The following is an 18847-nucleotide window of genomic DNA, read 5'->3' as shown; positions in this document are numbered from 1 at the left end:
AACCTGGATAATATTTAGTTGCTAACTCTAGGACATGAGCTTCACCAGTCATTTTGATATCAGTCCCTTCAAGATAGCCTCCCTAATTTTGTTGTCTATTTACTGAAGTGGAAGTCAAATTGTACAGAAGGTGTTACCGAGATCGAAAACGTTCAAAACAACGGACTGTTTCCTGTCCGGTTCATACCTACTATCTCGATTGAGGTAAATGTATTATAAAATCTATGTCGCAAATTTCCCATTTTAAAATAATTCCTTATATCATCCTGTTTGTCAGTATTTTATTTAGTATTTCTGGGCAATTGCTGATGAAGCATACTATGAGTAATGCAAATGAGGAATTATTTACTTGGGTATTTCTTCAAAAATTAATATTAGCTGTTAGTGTTTATTGCTTGGGAGTAGTAAATTGGATATTGGCTCTGCGTTCTGTAAAATTGAGTATTGCTTATCCACTCACTAGTTTAAATTATGTCGGCATACTTTTCGGTTCATACTACTTTTTTAATGAGGTGATTACAGGAACTCGAATAGCAGGAGTCATCACTATTTTTCTTGGTGTTATTTTAGTGGCTATTCCCATTAAAAAGTCTATCTAAATTTATTATAGTAAATTTTACAAAAAGTATTGAAAAATGAACATCATTACTTGGCTAATTTTAATGCTTGTAGTTTTATTCGGAACAACAGCTAACGTATCACTCAAGTATGGACTTTACATTTCTAGCCCTACTAAGGGAGAAAGCACATCTATCAAAAATCTATTATTCTCTCCTTATTTTTTGATTTGGTTTATCTGTTATACATTTATGACTATATTGTGGCTTTATGTATTGCGGACAATTCCTCTAAGTCAAGCATTTCCAGTTCTCGGATTAATGTATGCACTTATACCAATTGCTTGTCACTATCTTTTAAAAGAGGAGGTTATCTTTAGGCAGTGGTTAGGAATTTCCATTATTATAACTGGCGTAATTCTGGTTGTACATTAAGAGCTAAAACTGCAATTCTTGAGGTTGTTAATATTAAATACCTCTGAAATATAAATCTCAAAAGTATCCTTACAAAAATCTAAATTTATGAATATAGGCATTATTGGCGGGGGTATAACTGGGCTAGTATTAGCCCAACGTCTTTCACATCAAGGACATATAGTAACTGTATTTGATAGCAACAAGCAGCTTGGTGGACTTACTACCTATCATGATTACGGATTGTTTACCTGGGATCGTTTTTATCACGTTATCCTACCTTCTGATACTCACTTAATCAATTTTCTCAGAGATATTGGTCTTGGAGATAAACTGCGTTGGCATCGAAGTTTAACAGGTTTTTACGACAATCAAAAATTTTATTCTATTAGTAACACTATCGAATTTCTGCGCTTTCCTCTGTTTGGACTAATAGGTAAAATCAGATTAGCTTTTACTCTTCTGTATGGTTCACGCCTTAAGAACTGGCGGCGCTTAGAGAAGATTTTAGTTGAAGATTGGCTATTGAAACTCGGTGGTAAAAACACATACGAAAAGCTCTGGAAACCCTTGCTTCTATCCAAATTAGGAGATAATTATAAACGAATATCAGCCGTTTTTATCTGGGCTTATATCAAACGACTATTTTCAGCGCGGGATTCATCATTAAATAAAGAACAACTTGGTTATATCTCAGGTAGTTACAAAACTGTTTTTGACCATATAGAAAAATTAATTTACGCGGCTGGCGGTCATATCCACACAGGTGTTGCCGTGGAATATATCGCTCCTCATCCAGGGGGTGGAATCTGGGTAGAATCTCAGAGTAAAAAGGAACATTTTGATAAAGTCATTTTTACTGGCCCAGTTAATATTTTGCAACAGGTTGCTGCTAATGGACTGGTGAAAGTTTCAGACACAGGTGAAACAGTAGAATATCTGGGTGTAATCTGCATGGTACTTATTACTCGCAAGGCTTTAGTTCCTTATTACGTAGTAAATATTGCCGATAGAAATATTCCCTTTACCGGAGTTATCGGTATGAGTAACTTAGTTTCTTTACAGGAAACGGCAGGATATCACATGACATTCTTACCAAAATATATACTTTCCACTGACCCGTTATTAAAACAGCCAGATGATGAATTGCGCCAAGTATTTTTCCAGGGTATACGTTTGATGTTCCCAGAACTCAAAGCAGATGATATTGTGGCAGCACACATGAATCGAGCTATTAAAGTACAGCCACTACAAGTTTTAGATTATTCAAGTCTTGTTCCGAAAGTGAGTACTGAAAACGATGATTTTTTCGTCGTCAATACCTCACAGTTGGTCAACGATAGCGTTAACAACAACGCAGTTGTGCGACAAGTCGATGAATTTCTCAAAAAATCAACATTACTGAATTCTTGAAATTCAAGTAATGGTATTTTATTTTAAAAATAATCCGAGGTCTTTATGAGTCTTTTTGTTCTTTTACCCGCATACAACGAGCAAGAATCAATTCGTTCCTTGTTCAAAAGGTTTCAAACATTGCAGCAAATCTTTAATATGGAGATAGAACTGATTGTTGTTGATGATGGCAGTAGTGATACAACTGCTCAAACTGCTTTAGAAGAATCTCAATCACTAGGGATATTATTGAAATTAGTCCAACATCCCAAAAATGCTGGTTTAGGTGAAGCAATTAAAACAGGTTTCACAACCTTCTTAGAAATTTCTCAAGAAGGGGATTTTTTAGCTGCGATGGATTGCGACAACACTCAACCACCAGAACTATTAATCAAGATGTATGACACCATGATAGCTGGTAGCTATGATATTGCGATCGCATCTAGATATCGAAAAGGCTCTAAAGTCATAGGCTTATCAACATTTAGACAGATAATGAGTTACGGAGCTAGCTGGCTTTTTAGAATTGCAGCCCGTGTACCAGGTGTAAGAGACTACACTTGTGGTTACAGGCTGTATAACCGTACTTTCGTCACTAAACTGGATATGTATTATGGTGACAGTTTATTTACTGAAAGTGGATTTGCTTGTATGATAGATTTACTGTTGAAAGCTAAAGTACTCAAACCAAAAATTATAGAAGTTCCAATGGTTTTGAGATACGATCAAAAGCCGACTGCCAGCAAAATGAAAATTATTAAAACTATTACTCGAACCCTAAAGCTCCTGTTTAAGAATCTAACATCGACAGGACAAAGTTCCAATTTAGCTCAGAGTTTCAATGAGCAAGAAACTGCAAGAATTCCACTGAAAATGGCAAATCGTAAATAAACTTCTCTTCATTTATTACCAAGGTGCAACTATGCCATAGATAATTTGAATATTTTGCTTCATGCCAAAATCAGTAACAGCGACAAGATATTGTAACAAGGCATCAACATCCTTAATAGCTTTAGCAGTCAGTCGAACTTTCCCAGTAGGTGTTTGTGTCCAAGAACATGCGGAAATGGAAAAGCCATAAGCAAAACTGTGCCTGACTTGCAGAACATCGTTTAGTATCTATCGTAAGGGCACAGCAATGCTCATTGGTGTCAACTTAAGCGCAAACCCCTTTAAAATCCTCGTTTCCAGCATCTGGCTGGAAATGCGCCTCCTGGCGGCTCTGGCGCCAGGAGGCGGAGCCTCTAGAACGGCATTCCCAGTCGGAGACTCTTAACGAGACAATCTAAAAGCTGGTTCTAGGAAGGTTTTCACGTTAAGTTGACACGTATGAGCAATGCTGTGCCCCTACCGCTTGGTCTATTTACCTGAAAATAGGAAAATAGCTGTAAGGGTGAAAAGTGAACTAACAAGGTGGGGAAACCCCTACTACTTAATTGCCGACTCTGGCTTTCGCTCATTTGTTAGACTGAACACACTACGATTTTTCAGTCAAATCTCTGAATTACGCCAGCAGACGAGGCTACCCATGCTTACAAGTACGCTACTTCTCTCGAATCAACTTCCCACCCTGCAATATTCCTCCACACCAGAGCGTTTCGATGAAACCTGGGAAGCCCCCCTGGCTACCCTCCTGGGACTAGGACGCGCCGCCGGTGCTGACTTCATCGAATTATTTTTAGAGCATCGCAACTATATTAGTTGTCTTGCAGAAGACGACTCCATCACCAGTATTTCACCGAGTCTGTCTACAGGCGCGGGAGTTAGAGTCTTTCGCGGTAAAGCTGACTGCTACGTTAGCACCAATGACCTTTCTTTTTCCGGTTTGAAAGCAGCCTTAGAAAAAGGTCTTTCTATTCTGGGATTGCAATTACCTACTCCTAAAGCTTTCATCCCAGAAATCAACCTGGAATTATTGAGAGATTACGCCACCAAAAGAGGTAAAGATGCATGGCTACCAGTGTGTAGCTCCATCCGCGAAATGGGAGAAGTCCTCCTTGATGGTACTGCTCACCTGAAGCAAAAAGCTAGCCACGTCCAATCGCGCCGTGCTACCTATTTCCGGGATTGGCAAGAAGTTTTAATCGCCGCCAGTGACGGCACTTTTGCCCGTGATATTCGCCTCACCCAATCAGTAGGATTTAACCTGTTGTGTGCCGATGGTGCTAATCGTACCTCAATAGGCGATCGCGCGGGTAATACTAGCGATGCCAACTTTTTGAGAACTTGGGATTCTCAACAAGCTGCTGAGAAAATAGCAGAATCTGCGGGAAAAATGCTCTACGCAGATTACGTAGAATCAGGTACTTACCCCATCATTATGGCCAATCACTTTGGCGGCGTAATTTTCCACGAAGCTTGCGGACACTTGCTAGAAACCACTCAAATTGAACGCAATACCACTCCCTTTGCTGACAAAAAAGGCGAAAAAATTGCTCACGAAAGTTTGACAGCCTGGGATGAAGGGCGCTCAGAAAATGCCTTCGGGACAATTGACATGGATGACGAAGGTATGCCGGCTCAAAGAACCCTATTAATTGAAAAAGGCGTTCTCAAAAACTTCTTAGCAGATAGAACAGGTTCTGCACGCACCGGACACCCCAGAACTGGAAGTGGACGTCGCCAAAATTATACCTTTGCTGCTGCTAGCCGGATGCGTAATACTTATATCGATTCTGGCGAATACACCACTGAAGAAGTATTTGCCTCTGTTGATAAAGGTATTTACTGTAAAAAGATGGGTGGCGGAAGCGTTGGTGCTACAGGTCAATTTAACTTTAGTGTTGATGAAGCTTATTTGATTGAAAATGGCAAAATCACCAAACCTTTAAAGGGAGCAATTCTCATCGGTGAAGCCAAGGAAATTATGAATAAAATTTCCATGTGTTCCCAAGATTTGGAACTTGCACCAGGTTTTTGTGGCTCTGTGAGTGGCAGTATTTACACCACAGTTGGACAACCCCACATCAAGGTCGATTCTATTACCGTCGGTGGACGATAAGACCGTCGGTGGACGATAAGAATTTTAGATTTTAAATTTTGGATTTTGGATTGTGAATGAGCAGGAGTTTAAGGCTAGAACAAAGCAGCTGGCATTACGAGTTATTCGTCTAGTTGAGCAACTGCCACAAACTAGAATTGCTGATGTCATTGGCAAACAGTTGTTACGTTCAGCAACTTCAGTTGGTGCTAATTATCGAGCAGCCTGTCGAGCTAAATCAACAGCTGATTTAATTGCCAAACTCGGTATCGTGGAAGAAGAAGCTGATGAAACGCTTTACTGGTTGGAGCTTGTTATTGAATCTGGATTAATGACAGCAGAAAAACTAAAAAGCCTAATGCAAGAAGCTACCGAAATTCTAGCTATGACTGTTGCCTCAATAAAAACACTACGAGAAAAATATAAGTCATAACATCCAAAATCCAAAATCTAATATCCAAAATGGAATCGCTTCCAATCCAAAATCTAAAATCCTAAATCTAAAATTGACTATGCCGAATATCAATGAGATTGCAAATTCTGCTAAGGACAATGCTGATAAGCTTGGTATTAAGAAATTCGACATTTATGGCTCAACAGTAGATGATACTAGCGTGCAAGTAGACCAAGGTGAGCAAAAACAAGTCAAAGCCTCAAATCGCTCTGGTGTTACTGTTCGTGTCTGGAATGAAGATAATACAATGGGTGTCACCAGCACCACAGATGTAGATTCCAAGGGATTGGAATTAGCTTTGAAAACTGCATACGAAGCTAGTTTCTTTGGTGTTAAGGAAAACGTTCCTGATTTTAGTCCCGAAGCTACTGTTCCTATTCCAAATAAACCTCAAGATAAGACACCCCAAGCACCTGTTGCTGAACTCATAGAAAGATTATTGGTAGCTGAAAAAGAATTACTCGCAGCTCATCCAGCAATTAAAGGTGTGCCTTATAATGGTTTATCGCAAAGAGATATTGACAGGTTTTATCTCAATAGCGACGGTGCAGTGAGAACTGAATCTCACTCCTTAGCATCAGTTTATCTTTACAGCAAAACTGAGGAAGAAGGAAAAAAACCGCGTAGTGCAGGCGCTTTTAGAATCAACCAAAGTTTAAACAATTTAGACATCAATGGTTGCATCAAAGAAACCGCCGATAAAACTATCAGTCACTTGAATTATGAAAAAATCAAAACTGGTAAATATCGAGTTGTTTTCTCTGCGGAAGCTTTCTTAAGTCTGTTGGGTGCTTTTTCTAACTTGTTCAATGCCCAAAGTATTTTGGACAATCAAAGTCTATCTACTGCTGATGATTTAGGTAAGCAAATTGCTTCGCCTCTGCTTTCAGTTTTTGATGATGCACTGCACCCAGCTAACGTTGGTGCAGAAACTTTTGATGGTGAAGGAACTCCGACTCGTCAGATTTCGCTGATTGAAAATGGTGTTTTAACAAGCTTTCTGCACAGTGCAGGCACTGCTAAAAGGTTAAATGCCCAGCCAACAGGTAATGCCAGTATTGGTGCAAAAGTCAGCGTCAGTCCCAATTTTTATCACGTTTTTACAACAGCAACTCCTGAGCAGGAGTTTAGCTTAGAAACTGCTGAAAATGTGATTTTTATCGATGATTTACAGGCTCTCCATGCTGGAGTTAAATCCTTGCAAGGTTCGTTTTCTTTGCCGTTTGATGGTTGGCTAGTTAACAAGGGTGTCAGGACGAGTATTGAGTCAGCAACTGTTGCTGGCGATTTCTTGGAACTCTTAAAGTCAATTATTTATGTAGAGAAAGAAGCGGAGTTAACGCCAGGGGGAGTATGCCCGAAAATCTGGGTTAATGAACTGTCGATTACTGGTGAATAAAACTTACCAAGTGCAGAGTTATATCATGTCCGCTTGATTACTTTTTAAACCCTAAGAACCCCACCCGCAACCCCCTCCCCGCTCTTCGAGAGGCAGGGTGGATTAATTGTCATCCTAGAAAAATTGAAACCCTTATTCTTCCGTTCATGAATCGAGTTACCCTGTTAGCAGACTGACGAGGTTACGGGGATTCCAAATTTTCTCTGTACACAATTAATCCACCCTGCTCCCCGCTCTTCGAGAGGGGGCTATGATGTACCTTATATGGTTAGCAAACGCTATAACTCTTAACTCACCATTAGTATTCACCACCGATGCTAATGGCAGTATTAAATACATGAGCGCCGCTTAAATCAATATTAGCCAAAACTGCGCCATCTACGTCAGTATTATATAAACGGGAATTACTCAAATTAACGTTGGTGAGATTGGCATTATTTAAGATAGTATCGCTGACGAATGCTTTTGTGAGATTAGCAGACTTCAAATTAGCACCAGTTAAATCGGCACCTTCTAAGTTAGCACCTTCGAGATTAGCTCCTTTTAAATTTGCATTTCTCAGGTCAACACCTATCAGATGAGCGCCTTTGAGGTTTGCACCTGCTAAATTACATCCCAAACATTCTCTAGTTTCCAGCAAACGCCGGACGGGGGCGGAGTTTTCGGCTTTGACGGAAAGGGGAGCAGCTAAAGATAGGGTGCTGAGTATGGCTGCTGCCGTCAAAAAGATTCGTTTCATATTTACCTCCGACACTTCTAGAAGTCATCTAGAAGTCATTAAATTCTTAACTTCTACGATACCAGTGTGCCAAGATTACAGAATTCTGTCCTCATGCGATCGGAGGAATATATAATTTCTATGAGATTAGGTATTCTTCCGTAAGGTAGTCCGATGGAACTAATATTAAAAGAGATTATATTAAGCCTTACCGCTACCTAATAGGTACAGCAGCGCCATCCGAACGGCTACACCACTGGTAACTTGCGATTGAATGAGACTAAATTCCGGGTCATCCATCAATTCAGAACTAATTTCAACACCACGGTTAACTGGGCCTGGATGTAAAACTTTGACGTTAGGTTTACAAAGTTGCAACTTTGTGCGTGTAATGCCAAATAACTGATGATATTCTCGCAAACTTGGCAGTAAATGAGCCGTCATGCGTTCCTTTTGTAGGCGCAAAGTCATCACAAAATCAGCATCTTGTAAAGCTGGTTCTAGTTGCCAGTGGAGAAATAGTTGGGGAGTCGGAGAATAGCTCGTGATTTCTATCTCATCAGAGATGTATTCGGCAAATAATTTGGGTAAGAGGGTGGGTGGTGCTGCCAGATGCACTTCGGCACCACTGGCAATTAAACTCCAAATATTCGATCGCGCCACACGAGAATGGAGAATATCGCCAACAATGGCAATCTTTTTACCCTTTAAAAGATCCAGTCGGGGGTGATCTGGGTCAATTAGAGTACAAATGGTAAATAAATCTAGCAATGCTTGGGAAGGATGCTCATGTTGACCATCACCAGCATTGAGGACACTAACTTTTACACCGAGACGATCCATTTCAGATGCGATCGCATTTGGTACTCCCGCCTCTCGATGGCGGACTACCATAATATCAGTTCCCATGGCCAAATAGGTTTTCGCCGTGTCGAGAATTGTCTCTCCCTTAGTCATAGAAGAAGTGGCTGCGGCGAAGTTCAGCGTATCTGCACTTAAGCGTTTGGCAGCGATTTCAAAACTGCTACGAGTTCGGGTAGAGGGTTCAAAAAATAAATTCGCCACCACCTGTCCCTGCAAGGTTGGCACTTTCTTCGTCCGCCGTGATAGCACCTCTTGAAAAGAGGCCGCAGTTTGCAAAACTGTATCATATTCGGTGGTCGTGAAGTCAGCTAGGGAGAGAATGTGATGACGATTCCAGCTGTTAGTAGGCATAAATAGTAATCAGTTTACTGCATAGAGAGCGATCGCGTCTCTACAGCTTTTTAATTTACATATGCATACGAAATGATATCACCTGTCTTCTATCAAATTAGATATCTATAGGACTCATATTTGATTCCGTGAAAAAACTCAGTACAACTCAAAGAGGCTTCTTCCCTACTCCCCACTCCCAGCCTACGCAAATAATTTCAGAAATCAAATCGGATTGCTATATTATTTTGTCATTGCTCATTAGTCATTTGTATTCACAAAGGACTAGTACAGCACGGCGGAAATCCAGCTAACATTTCAAACAACTTACTCTGAGCAACTGGTTAAACATAGGCAAACTGATGTTACGGAGGATACATTGTGAATTTATCGTTGTTCTAAGCTTCCTGTCCGTTGCTATAATACTGACTAATAAGCTAGCCAACAAAAAATCTGGCAATTGGTTGGAAATAAATGCTGAGAGAGTGTAAATTATGCAAGTGTGTCTGGTTACAGGTGGTAACTCTGGTGTAGGTTTAATGACGGCTGTGGGTTTAGCCAAATTAGGCAATCATGTATTTATTGCCTGTCGTTCGGCAACTAAAGCCGCAAAAGCTATAGACTACATCCGCCAAACTACCGGAAATCAAAATGTGACATTTTTACCTCTTGATTTAGCTTCTTTAGATTCAGTTCGTAACTGTGTAAAACTATTTAATGACAACAATTTACCATTACATATATTAGTCAACAATGCAGGTATATTCAACAGCAGAGGCACAACCAAAGAAGGTTTTGAACTGATTTGGGGAACTAACTATTTAGGCCATTTTTTGCTCACTTATTTATTACTAGAAAAATTGCATAAATCTGCCCCAAGTCGCATTATTATGTTAGCGTCAGATTTAGCCTTATCTCCAAGTGGTATTGACTGGAATTTATTAGTTAAAAGAACACCGTTAAATTTTATAAAATTATATGCCGTTTCTAAACTCTCTTTATTGCTTTTAACAAGAGAACTTTCTCAGCGATTAAATAATTCTCAAGTCACTGTTAACGCAATACATCCAGGCTTTGTGCAATCAAATATTACTATATGGCATCGTCTCAGTAAATATTTAGGTTTAGGTATTTCCTCGGAAGCCGGAGCATATAGTACCCTTGTTTGTGCTACTTCCCCAGATTATCAAAATATTAGTGGAAAATTTTTAGATAGTCACACTCAAGAAATTCTATTATCGAAAGTAGCACAAAATCAAGAATTATCAGAGCAATTATGGGAACGTAGTTTATTATGGGCTGGTTGCAAGCAACAGCAGAATACAAAAAAAATTAATTATGATGGTGCTGATGAAATTTGGGGGCCAAACTCTCTCCTTTTAACCAGTAATGAAATAGCTGATATTACCCAATATATTTTTGATGAAGTTTTAAGAAAATTACCAATAAAAATATTATTAAAACAGGTAATTAAATCATTTATTAGATTTGATATTGGGTCATTGTTCATTATATTGCTTCAAGTGTTTACTAAATCTTTTTACATGGAAAGACATTTAGATTCACCTGTAATTTTGCAATTATGTCAAGATAAAAATTTATTAGAAAGGCTTAATGCTCATTTAGGAGAAAATTTAGTATTATGGCGATCAGAATTGTGGGTAAATTATCCCGCACAGCAATTAATTCCTTTTTGGCATCAAGACTCTTATCCTAAAGTGCTGAAAGGAGATGGTGAAACTATCAATGCTTATATAGCTTTAACAGAAGTTAATGAATATAACGGATTTGAGTATATACCTAATATTTACTTAAAAAATTGCCAGATAAAAGGAACCGATCCTTTTAGTGGTAATCAATTTTTTGAAATCACTGATGAAGTCGCAAAAAAAGCTATTCCTGTAGTGTTACGTCCTGGTGAATTTGTACTATTTACTAATAGACTATTACATCGTTCAGTACGTAATAATAGCGGCAAAGTCCGACTTTCTTTAACGCTACGATTGACTCAGCCAGAGGTAAAAGTTTTACCACGTTATACTTCTAATTCTCAGAAGCCTGTAATTTTGCAATCACAAAAATAGTTGATCTGATTAATTCCTAGATATTTCCCAATACCTGTTACTATGTAAACTCTGTGTAAGGTTAGTTAAAAAGCAAGTAGGTAGGCGTAATTAAATATAAGATCAAACCTCACCCTCAATCCCTCTCCAAAGCATCCCAGAGGGAAGCCGGAGGCAGGGTGAGGTTTTATATTTAATTTGACCCACTTACTTAAACTAAATTTCCTTGAATTAAAAAGACTTTAGCCATTATACATATCCGAAAACAATCAAAGCCTTTGCGTGGTTAGGCTATAGGACGTATTTTAGCGATTTGACCATAGTTAATTCTGTCCGAAGTATTGAGCTGATTAGACATCTCCAGAAATTAATTATGCGTTACCCAAAATTCTTGGTAGGCACAATTCATAAATTGTGCCTACGTTATTTTCGGAGATGTCTATTAACTTGGTAAATGAAAAACATTCAATGCTAGAGAAATCAGGGTGAGGAACGTTAAAAACCCAATTGTATCTAGCATTGTAGTCACTAACGGACCACTAACCAAAGCCGGGTCAAGCTTCAGTCGTTTCAAACCCATTGGCAGTAAAGTACCGAGTGTAACAGCCACAATTGTATTAGTTGCCATTACCATTCCAGCAATTAAAGCCACCCATCGCTCTTGGGGTCGCGCCCAAATTAAGGAAAGCAGGATCATTGTTGTGGCTAAAACTACAGCTGTGGCTAAACCTGCTAGAAGTTCTTTGCGGAGAATTTTCAAGGTATCTTTGGGTGTTACCTCGCCCACCCCTAAGCTGCGGATTGTTACCGTTAATGATTGAATACCAACAGTACCACCAGTGTTAGAAAATATTGGCATGATCACTGCTAAAACTGGCACTGCGGCAATTACAGATTGAAAAGGCGCGATCGCACTGGCTGCACCAATATACAAGGCCATGATGCCTAATAGCCAAGGCAAGCGGTTGCGGATGGTGAGTAGAGGAGAGGACAAAGCTGTTTCATCACCACTCACACCCGCCAGTTTTTGAATATCTTCTGTGGCTTCCTCTTCCAAAATATCCATGACATCATCAATGGTGACAATGCCTACCAATCGGTCTTCTCGGTCAACCACGGGGATAGCGATTAAGTCATAGCGCTGCATGATTCGCGCCACTTCTTCTTGAGGAGTTTCAGTTGTCACCTTAATGACGCGATCGCTAGCAATATCGCCGATGGAAACATCGGGAAAGGTAAACAATAACTGGCGCAGTGAAACTACTCTCACCAGCGTCCGATTGTCATCTGTGACGTAGGCGTAGTAAATTGTTTCCTTGTCTTGGTCCTGACGGCGGATTTTGCTTAGGGCTTCACCTACAGTCAATCCTTCCCGCAACCGGACATATTCGGTTGTCATCACCCGCCCAGCAGTGCCTTCTGGATAGCCGAGAATCGTTGCTGTTGCTTGCCTTTCTTCTGGACTCAGTTCCTGTAATAGCCGTTTGATTACCCCAGCAGGTAGTTCATCAAACAATTCTGCCCGTTCGTCGGGACTCATCGCTTCTACAAGTTGCACTACTTGCACATCATGCAGAGAATTAATTAGTTCTTCCTGCACCTCTGTAGGCAGATATTCAAATACATCAATTGCCTGAGCTTTGTTGAGTAAACGGAATGCGATCGCCCGTTGTTTTTCAGGTAATTGTGTAATGTATTCTCCCACATCCACAGGTTGTAAGCGATTTAAATCCCATTTCAACTGGTTTAAATCGGTAGTATCAGTCAGTAAATCCCGAATATCCTGTGTGAGCATGAGATATATCTCCTAAGTCCCCCCCGCGCTGGGAGACTTCCTCGCCAGATCAGAGGAGGTTGATACTGCCATCTGGTGGACTATGGTCCATAAAATTTCAACAATTCAATATCGATATCTAATTCAAGGCATCGCTAGTCATCATCCTAACCTGAAATAGCCCTCTCCTAATAGATACTAAGAGTTTTAGTCGCTTGGACATGGTGGTAAACCAAACTTTTCATTACCTCGTTTAATAATTGAATTTACCTAAAAATACCGTTTACTCACCTTTAAGGCAGCAAAAGCGAAAATTCTCCGAAATATTGAGATGCGAAGATGTAAATAACTTTATCCTTTTAAACAAGGATATGTTGAGATAATTGCACTACCAGGTTATGCACATAGATTTACGGGAATTTTATCAGGCTAGCGATCCGAGCAGAACTCTGTTTGTCAATAATAGCTCTGATGGCAAGTATTACATAGATTTTTCCTCGGTACGAGGTGGTGATATTCTTGGCAAGCTGAAGCAGAAGATTACTTTTTTTAAGCCCAATGAACCCACTTGCACTTTATTTACTGGGCATATTGGTTGTGGAAAATCGACAGAATTATTACGGTTACAGGCGGAACTGGAAAAGTTAGGCTTCCATGTCGTCTATTTTGAGTCCAGTGAAGACTTGGAAATGACTGATGTCGATATTGCTGATGTGCTGCTGGCGATCGCTCGTCGTGTGAGTCAAAGTCTGGATAAAATTACATTGGAAACACCCAACAAGTTTAATGAGTTGCTCCAAGGTGCTTGGAAGGTCTTAAACTCTGAGGTGACGGGGGTCAAAGTTAAGGTTCCAAATGTCGGCGATTTTGGTGTCACCTCTGAAAAAGAAAAGTTGTCTCTGTCTGTGGGCATTGGTGAAATCACTACCAAGATAAAAAATGACTCAACCCTGCGAGAAAGACTTAATCAGTATTTGGCACCGCAAAAAACTAAACTGCTAGAAGCGATTAATCAAGAATTATTAGAACCTGCGATCGCTAAACTTAAACAGCAGGGTAAAAATGGTCTGGTGGTAATTGTCGATAATCTTGACCGCATAGATAATCGTGCCAAACCTTGGGGTCGTCCGCAGCAGGAATATTTATTTGTCGATCAGGGTGAGTTTTTGACAAGGCTTAATTGTCATCTAATCTACACCATGCCCTTGGCTTTGAAGTTTTCCAATGATTACGGAATGCTGACTCAGCGTTTCCCAGAAGATCCCAAGGTGTTGCCAATGGTACCTGTACAAAGGACTGATGGCAGTGTTCATCTAGAGGGAATGGCACTCATGCAGCAGATGGTATTAGCGAGAGCATTTCCTGATTTGACACCAGAGGAACGTTTAAATAAAGTTACCGAGATTTTTGATAGTGCTGCTAGTCTAGAGCGGTTATGTAAAATGAGCGGTGGTCATGTGCGGGACGTGCTGAGGCTGCTGAATACCTGGATTATGGAAGAAATGAGTCTTCCCCTAACCCGTGAAACCTTAGAGCAAGTTATTCGTTCTCGACGGAATGAAATAATATTGCCGATTTCTGATAAAGAGTGGCAATTGTTACGTCATGTCAAGGAAAGGAAAAAAGTGAGTGATGACCAAGGATATCAAAAACTGATTCGCAGTCGCTTTGTTTTTGAATATCGGGATGGTGGCGAGTCTTGGTTTGATGTTAATCCCATTTTGGCTGAGGCGAGTGAGTTGCAATGAAGTATCTTTCGCTTACCTACTCACCCGCCAGGGATTAAAATCCCAGGCTAATAGCTAAAGTCCTCTCAAGAGGACTAATAATTGCCTCCAGTCCACTTCAGTGGACTTTAGCTATTAGCCTTGCACTTGAGTGCAAGGTGGGATATGTTAACTCAACGTCAAAATATATGGTAAAAATTCGCACCTCAAAAGCATATTAGCTCTATGAGTCCACAGCAACCACCAGAAGATGACCATCTAAACAGCGATGTCTACGACGGGCTACACCTACGCTCCGTGGCACAATTAGCTTGGGCGATCGAATCCTCTGTGGGACAGTTTAAGCTGATTTTGGCACGGTGTAATTATGCTAGCTTGCGCGATCGCCTCATCCAAAAATTGCGGGAAATTTGTCAAGTCGAAATTCGTGTCTTGGCGGTGCAGCAATCTCACAGGACTCTTTATACTGCGATTCAGTCAGAATTCGGCGAAGAAATACCAGCCTGTGTAATGGTTGTCGGTTTAGAGTCAGTGCAGAATTTGTCTGTAATGTTAACTTCTGCTAATCAGGTGCGGGAAGAGTTTCGCAAGAATTTTGCTTTTCCCTTGGTGATATGGATTGACGATGAAATCTACAAGCAACTAATACAGTTTGCGCCAGACTTGGAAAGTTGGGCAACTACAAGAAATTTTGCCATATCAACACAGGAATTGGTAGATTTTATCAGCGAAACGGCTAATCAATGGTTTAGTAATAATTTAAATTTGAGCGTAGATGAATATATCAAACAGGAAAATGAGTTAGAGGCAGCGCAAAGAGATTTACTCAAAAACCCCGATGTTTATAATTTAGAAATTCAAGCTAATTTAGAATCTTTATTAGGTTTTGTCAAACAGATAAATAATCAAAAAGATTCGGCGCTACAGCATTATCACAAAGCTTTAGAGCTTTGGCAGCAAAATAATAATTTAGAACGGCAGGCAAAAATCCTCGGTGAGATTGGCTTTTGCTGTTATCTCAAAGCTTTTAAACATCAAGATATCAATCATCCAGATTGGCAAGCAACTTGGCATTATGTTCAAGAGTATATAAATTTTATTACCCAGTTTCAAAGTCCAGATTTAATTGACTTTTCAGGTAATGTGGCGCAAAACCTAACCCCCCAACCCCCTTCCCTACTAGGGAAGGGGGAGAATTCAAAGCCTCTCTCCTTGCAGGAGAGAGGTTTGGAGAGAGGTTTTCCAGATTTAATTGACTTTTCAGGTAATGTGGCGCAAAACCTAACCCCCCAGCCCCCTTCCCTACTAGGGAATGGGGAGAATTCAAAGCCTCTCTCCTGCAAGGAGAGAGGTTTTCCATATTCAGTGAAAAGTCAGGAAGATTTAATCGCCAATGCAGTAGTTAAATTCGGTGATATCTTGCGAGACTTGCAAAAATGGGAAACGTTGCAGAGTCTTTCAGAACAAGCTTTAGTAATACATCAAACTAACAACCAGCTTAGGGAATTAGCCAAGGATTACGGTTTTTTAGCTGAAGTGGCTTTGGCTCAAAAAAACTGGGTTAAAGCAAATCAGTTTGTTCAGGAAGCCTTGAAAGTTTTTGCCGCGATTCCCAATCTGCAATCAGCGAATATATCAGGGGGTTTAGCTGATATTCCTGAAAGGGTTTTAGAATCAAAAGATTTGAGCTTATATCAATTTATTTTAGGTCGTTCTCAATATTATTTAGGTCAAACTCAGGAGGCAACTCTCAGCTTAGAAACTGCTAGAGATGTGGGTAATCCCCTAGAAGATGTCAGGCTTTATTTGGATATTCTCAGGTTTTTGCAGCAGCTTTACTTTGAGCAAAAAGAATATCTCAAAGCATACAAAATCAAACAGCAACGGCGTTCTATTGAACAGCAATTCGGTTTGCGGGCTTTTATTGGTGCGGGTAGGTTAGAAGCTACAAAACAGGCATTTGTAGAGAGATTGCGCTCAAACTCTCCACAAGGAAATATTGCCCCAGAAATTGCTGCATCTGGTCGCCTATTGGATGTAGAACATTTAATTGAACGCATGGGTCGCCCTGATTATAAGCTGATAGTAATTCATGGGCAATCGGGTGTAGGCAAAAGTTCCCTGGTGAATGCGGGACTGGTACCAGCTTTAAAAGATAAAGCGATCGGTATTCAAGATTATTTGCCGGTGGTAATGCGGGTTTATACTAACTGGGTGGAAGAGTTGGGGAGGCTTTTGGGAAATGGGGGATATGAGGGGGATCACGGGGATGGGGGGATAAGGGGACAAGGTGACAAGGGGGAGTTAGAATCTCGTTCATCCACCTTTGAACTGGATGCATCCACCTCGGAACTCCGTTCATCCACCTTTGAACCGGATGCATCCACCTCGGAACTCCGTTCATCCACCTTTGAACTGGATGCATCCACCTCGGAACTCCGTTCATCCACCTTTGAACCGGATGCATCCACCTCGGAACTCCGTTCATCTCCCTTTGAACTGGATGCATCCACCTCGGAACTCCGTTCATCCACCTTTGAACTGGATGCATCCACCTCGGATACTCAAAATCCCCATTCTTTACTCGCCGCGTCTTCTTCATTTCCTAGTGCAGACGCGATGAATCGCGTCTCTACAAAGTCCTTAATTACTCAACTACGCGAAAACGAACAATGTAACCTGCGGACGGTGTTAATTTTTGATCAATTTGAGGAATTTTTCTTTGTTTACACGGAACCTGCACAAAGGAAGCAATTCTTTGAGTTTCTGGGAGAATGTCTGAATGTTCTATCGGTAAAAGTTATCTTATCGCTGCGGGTGGATTACATCCATTACTTGCTAGAGTGCAATGATTTGCCCAGCCTGAAGATTATTGGCAATGACATTCTCAGTAATAATGTGCTTTACAAGTTGGGGAATTTCTCACCTGCTGATGCGAAGTCAATTATTCAGCGTTTAACTGAAAATACTAGTTTTCGCTTAGAGGATGCTTTAGTTGAACAACTGGTGCAAGATTTAGCCGGGGAATTGGGCGAAGTTCGTCCTATTGAGTTGCAGGTTGTGGGGGCGCAACTGCAAACGGAGAATATTACAACTCTGGCAGAATATCAGCAGCTAGGCACTAAAGACGAATTGGTTAAGCGTTATTTGGATGAAGTTGTTAATGATTGCGGTGTTGAGAATCAGCAAGCAGCAAATATATTACTGTATTTGCTGACGGATGAAAAAGGAACTCGCCCGTTAAAGACTCGCGCTGAGTTGGAACGCGATTTACTGGAGTACTTCTCGGTTAGTAGTTTTCATCTCTCGGAGATCCCCCCAACCTCCCTTTTTAAGGGGGGCTTAGTTTCTTTTACTCCTTTTTTAAGGGGGTCAACCCAGGCGGGGGGATCAGAAGCTAGGGGGGATAAAGCTTTTGATATCAGCAAATTAGATTTGATTGTAGAAATTGTTGTCCAATCGGGCTTGGTGGTTTTGCTACCAGAAAACCCGGCTGACCGTTATCAACTGGTACATGACTATTTAGCCACGTTTATCCGCCAGCAACAGGAACCGAAGTTAAAGCAGGTGATGTTGGAACTGGAAAAGGAACGAGAACAAAGAAAACTCGGTGAGGTAAAATTTGATCGTTTTCTCAAACGCAGCATTTTTGGTTCTGTAGCCGCAGGTTTAGTCGTGGCTATACAGGTGGGGGTAGCATTTTTATTGCTAATACAAGCCGAAACTAATGAAATTAACGCCGTGAATAATTCTTCAGAAGCGTTTCTTGTCTCAGGACAACATCCAGATGCCTTAATCGCAGCCTTAAAAGCAAGTAACAAACTCAAGCATACAATTTGGGCACAGCACAGAAGCGATACCCGAATGCAAACTGTAGCAACTTTACGGCAAGCGGTTTACTTAAAGCCAAAGGAGAAGAAAGAAAACCGTGCGATCGAAGTGAATACTTTAGAAGGTCATAGCAGTAAGGTCAATAGCGTCGCCTACAGCCCCAATGGACAACAGTTAGCTTCTGCAAGTGATGATAACACCATCAAAATCTGGAATGTCAGCAGTGGTCAACTCCTCAAAACCCTGACTGGTCATAGCAGTAAGGTCAATAGCGTCGCCTACAGCCCCAATGGACAACAGTTAGCTTCTGCAAGTGATGATAACACCATCAAAATCTGGAATGT

13 protein-coding genes are annotated in these 18847 nt (G+C 40.6%); 10 read left to right on the top strand and 3 right to left on the bottom strand.

All coding sequences use genetic code 11. The annotated features are described in order from the left end of the window. Positions 1-224 precede the first annotated feature (224 nt). The 7 genes from V7K31_RS00690 (at position 225) to V7K31_RS00660 (ending at position 7196) form a co-directional block, all read left to right on the top strand. Positions 225-599, top strand: a complete 375-nt coding sequence (locus tag V7K31_RS00690) for an EamA family transporter (protein WP_335091998.1) — start codon at positions 225-227, stop codon at positions 597-599. Between the two features lie 36 nt (positions 600-635). Then, the gene (locus tag V7K31_RS00685) at positions 636-992 is read left to right on the top strand and encodes an EamA family transporter (RefSeq protein WP_335091997.1); all 357 of its coding nucleotides are present in this window, start codon (positions 636-638) and stop codon (positions 990-992) included. Between the two features lie 87 nt (positions 993-1079). After that, on the top strand, positions 1080-2384 hold the full coding sequence (locus V7K31_RS00680; protein ID WP_335091996.1) for an NAD(P)/FAD-dependent oxidoreductase: 1305 nt from the start codon (positions 1080-1082) through the stop codon (positions 2382-2384). Positions 2385-2429: 45 nt separating this feature from the next. Further along, on the top strand, positions 2430-3254 hold the full coding sequence (locus tag V7K31_RS00675; RefSeq protein WP_335091995.1) for a glycosyltransferase family 2 protein: 825 nt from the start codon (positions 2430-2432) through the stop codon (positions 3252-3254). 637 nt (positions 3255-3891) lie between these two features. Further along, positions 3892-5364, top strand: coding sequence for a TldD/PmbA family protein (locus V7K31_RS00670; RefSeq protein WP_335091994.1), 1473 nt, complete (start codon positions 3892-3894; stop codon positions 5362-5364). A 52-nt stretch (positions 5365-5416) separates the two neighbouring features. Further along, positions 5417-5776, top strand: a complete 360-nt coding sequence (locus tag V7K31_RS00665) for a four helix bundle protein (RefSeq protein ID WP_334870759.1) — start codon at positions 5417-5419, stop codon at positions 5774-5776. Positions 5777-5855: 79 nt separating this feature from the next. Then, the gene (locus tag V7K31_RS00660) at positions 5856-7196 is read left to right on the top strand and encodes a TldD/PmbA family protein (protein WP_335091993.1); all 1341 of its coding nucleotides are present in this window, start codon (positions 5856-5858) and stop codon (positions 7194-7196) included. 298 nt (positions 7197-7494) lie between these two features. Here the strand turns inward: V7K31_RS00660 and V7K31_RS00655 are convergent, their stop codons facing one another. Further along, the gene (locus V7K31_RS00655; RefSeq protein WP_335091992.1) at positions 7495-7935 is read right to left on the bottom strand and encodes a pentapeptide repeat-containing protein; all 441 of its coding nucleotides are present in this window, start codon (positions 7933-7935) and stop codon (positions 7495-7497) included. Positions 7936-8115: 180 nt separating this feature from the next. Further along, a complete protein-coding gene (locus V7K31_RS00650; RefSeq protein ID WP_335091991.1) occupies positions 8116-9129 on the bottom strand; it encodes an aspartate carbamoyltransferase catalytic subunit in 1014 nt (337 codons plus the stop codon). Positions 9130-9602: 473 nt separating this feature from the next. Here V7K31_RS00650 and V7K31_RS00645 point away from each other — a divergent pair, with 473 nt between their 5' ends. Then, complete coding sequence (locus V7K31_RS00645; RefSeq protein ID WP_335091990.1) at positions 9603-11192, top strand: SDR family NAD(P)-dependent oxidoreductase; 1590 nt, start codon at positions 9603-9605, stop codon at positions 11190-11192. A gap of 421 nt (positions 11193-11613) precedes the next feature. On the opposite strand, the gene mgtE is transcribed toward V7K31_RS00645, so the two are convergent. Continuing rightward, entirely contained in the window at positions 11614-12966 is a 1353-nt protein-coding gene (mgtE, locus tag V7K31_RS00640; RefSeq protein WP_335091989.1) for a magnesium transporter, read from the bottom strand. 377 nt (positions 12967-13343) lie between these two features. Here mgtE and V7K31_RS00635 point away from each other — a divergent pair, with 377 nt between their 5' ends. Beyond that, on the top strand, positions 13344-14693 hold the full coding sequence (locus tag V7K31_RS00635) for an ATP-binding protein (protein WP_335091988.1): 1350 nt from the start codon (positions 13344-13346) through the stop codon (positions 14691-14693). Positions 14694-14897: 204 nt separating this feature from the next. Next, on the top strand, positions 14898-18847 hold a 3950-nt coding region (locus V7K31_RS00630), incomplete at its 3' end, for an nSTAND1 domain-containing NTPase (RefSeq protein WP_442941177.1).

The organism is Nostoc sp., from assembly GCF_036917675.1.
GTDB lineage: Bacteria > Cyanobacteriota > Cyanobacteriia > Cyanobacteriales > Nostocaceae > Nostoc.
Note: the sequence above shows the minus strand (reverse complement) of the source record. Positions and strands in the feature narration are given on the sequence as shown.

What these genes read in the sequence shown, in the direction of transcription:
- V7K31_RS00685 (WP_335091997.1), top strand. Translation starts at nt 636, where the DNA reads ATGAACATCATTACTTGGCTAATTTTAATGCTTGTAGTTTTATTCGGA.
- V7K31_RS00635 (WP_335091988.1), top strand. Translation starts at nt 13,344, where the DNA reads ATGCACATAGATTTACGGGAATTTTATCAGGCTAGCGATCCGAGCAGA.
- V7K31_RS00645 (WP_335091990.1), top strand. Translation starts at nt 9,603, where the DNA reads ATGCAAGTGTGTCTGGTTACAGGTGGTAACTCTGGTGTAGGTTTAATG.
- V7K31_RS00690 (WP_335091998.1), top strand. Translation starts at nt 225, where the DNA reads ATGTCGCAAATTTCCCATTTTAAAATAATTCCTTATATCATCCTGTTT.
- V7K31_RS00675 (WP_335091995.1), top strand. Translation starts at nt 2,430, where the DNA reads ATGAGTCTTTTTGTTCTTTTACCCGCATACAACGAGCAAGAATCAATT.
- V7K31_RS00680 (WP_335091996.1), top strand. Translation starts at nt 1,080, where the DNA reads ATGAATATAGGCATTATTGGCGGGGGTATAACTGGGCTAGTATTAGCC.
- V7K31_RS00660 (WP_335091993.1), top strand. Translation starts at nt 5,856, where the DNA reads ATGCCGAATATCAATGAGATTGCAAATTCTGCTAAGGACAATGCTGAT.
- V7K31_RS00650 (WP_335091991.1), bottom strand. Translation starts at nt 9,129, where the DNA reads ATGCCTACTAACAGCTGGAATCGTCATCACATTCTCTCCCTAGCTGAC.
- mgtE (WP_335091989.1), bottom strand. Translation starts at nt 12,966, where the DNA reads ATGCTCACACAGGATATTCGGGATTTACTGACTGATACTACCGATTTA.
- V7K31_RS00670 (WP_335091994.1), top strand. Translation starts at nt 3,892, where the DNA reads ATGCTTACAAGTACGCTACTTCTCTCGAATCAACTTCCCACCCTGCAA.
- V7K31_RS00655 (WP_335091992.1), bottom strand. Translation starts at nt 7,935, where the DNA reads ATGAAACGAATCTTTTTGACGGCAGCAGCCATACTCAGCACCCTATCT.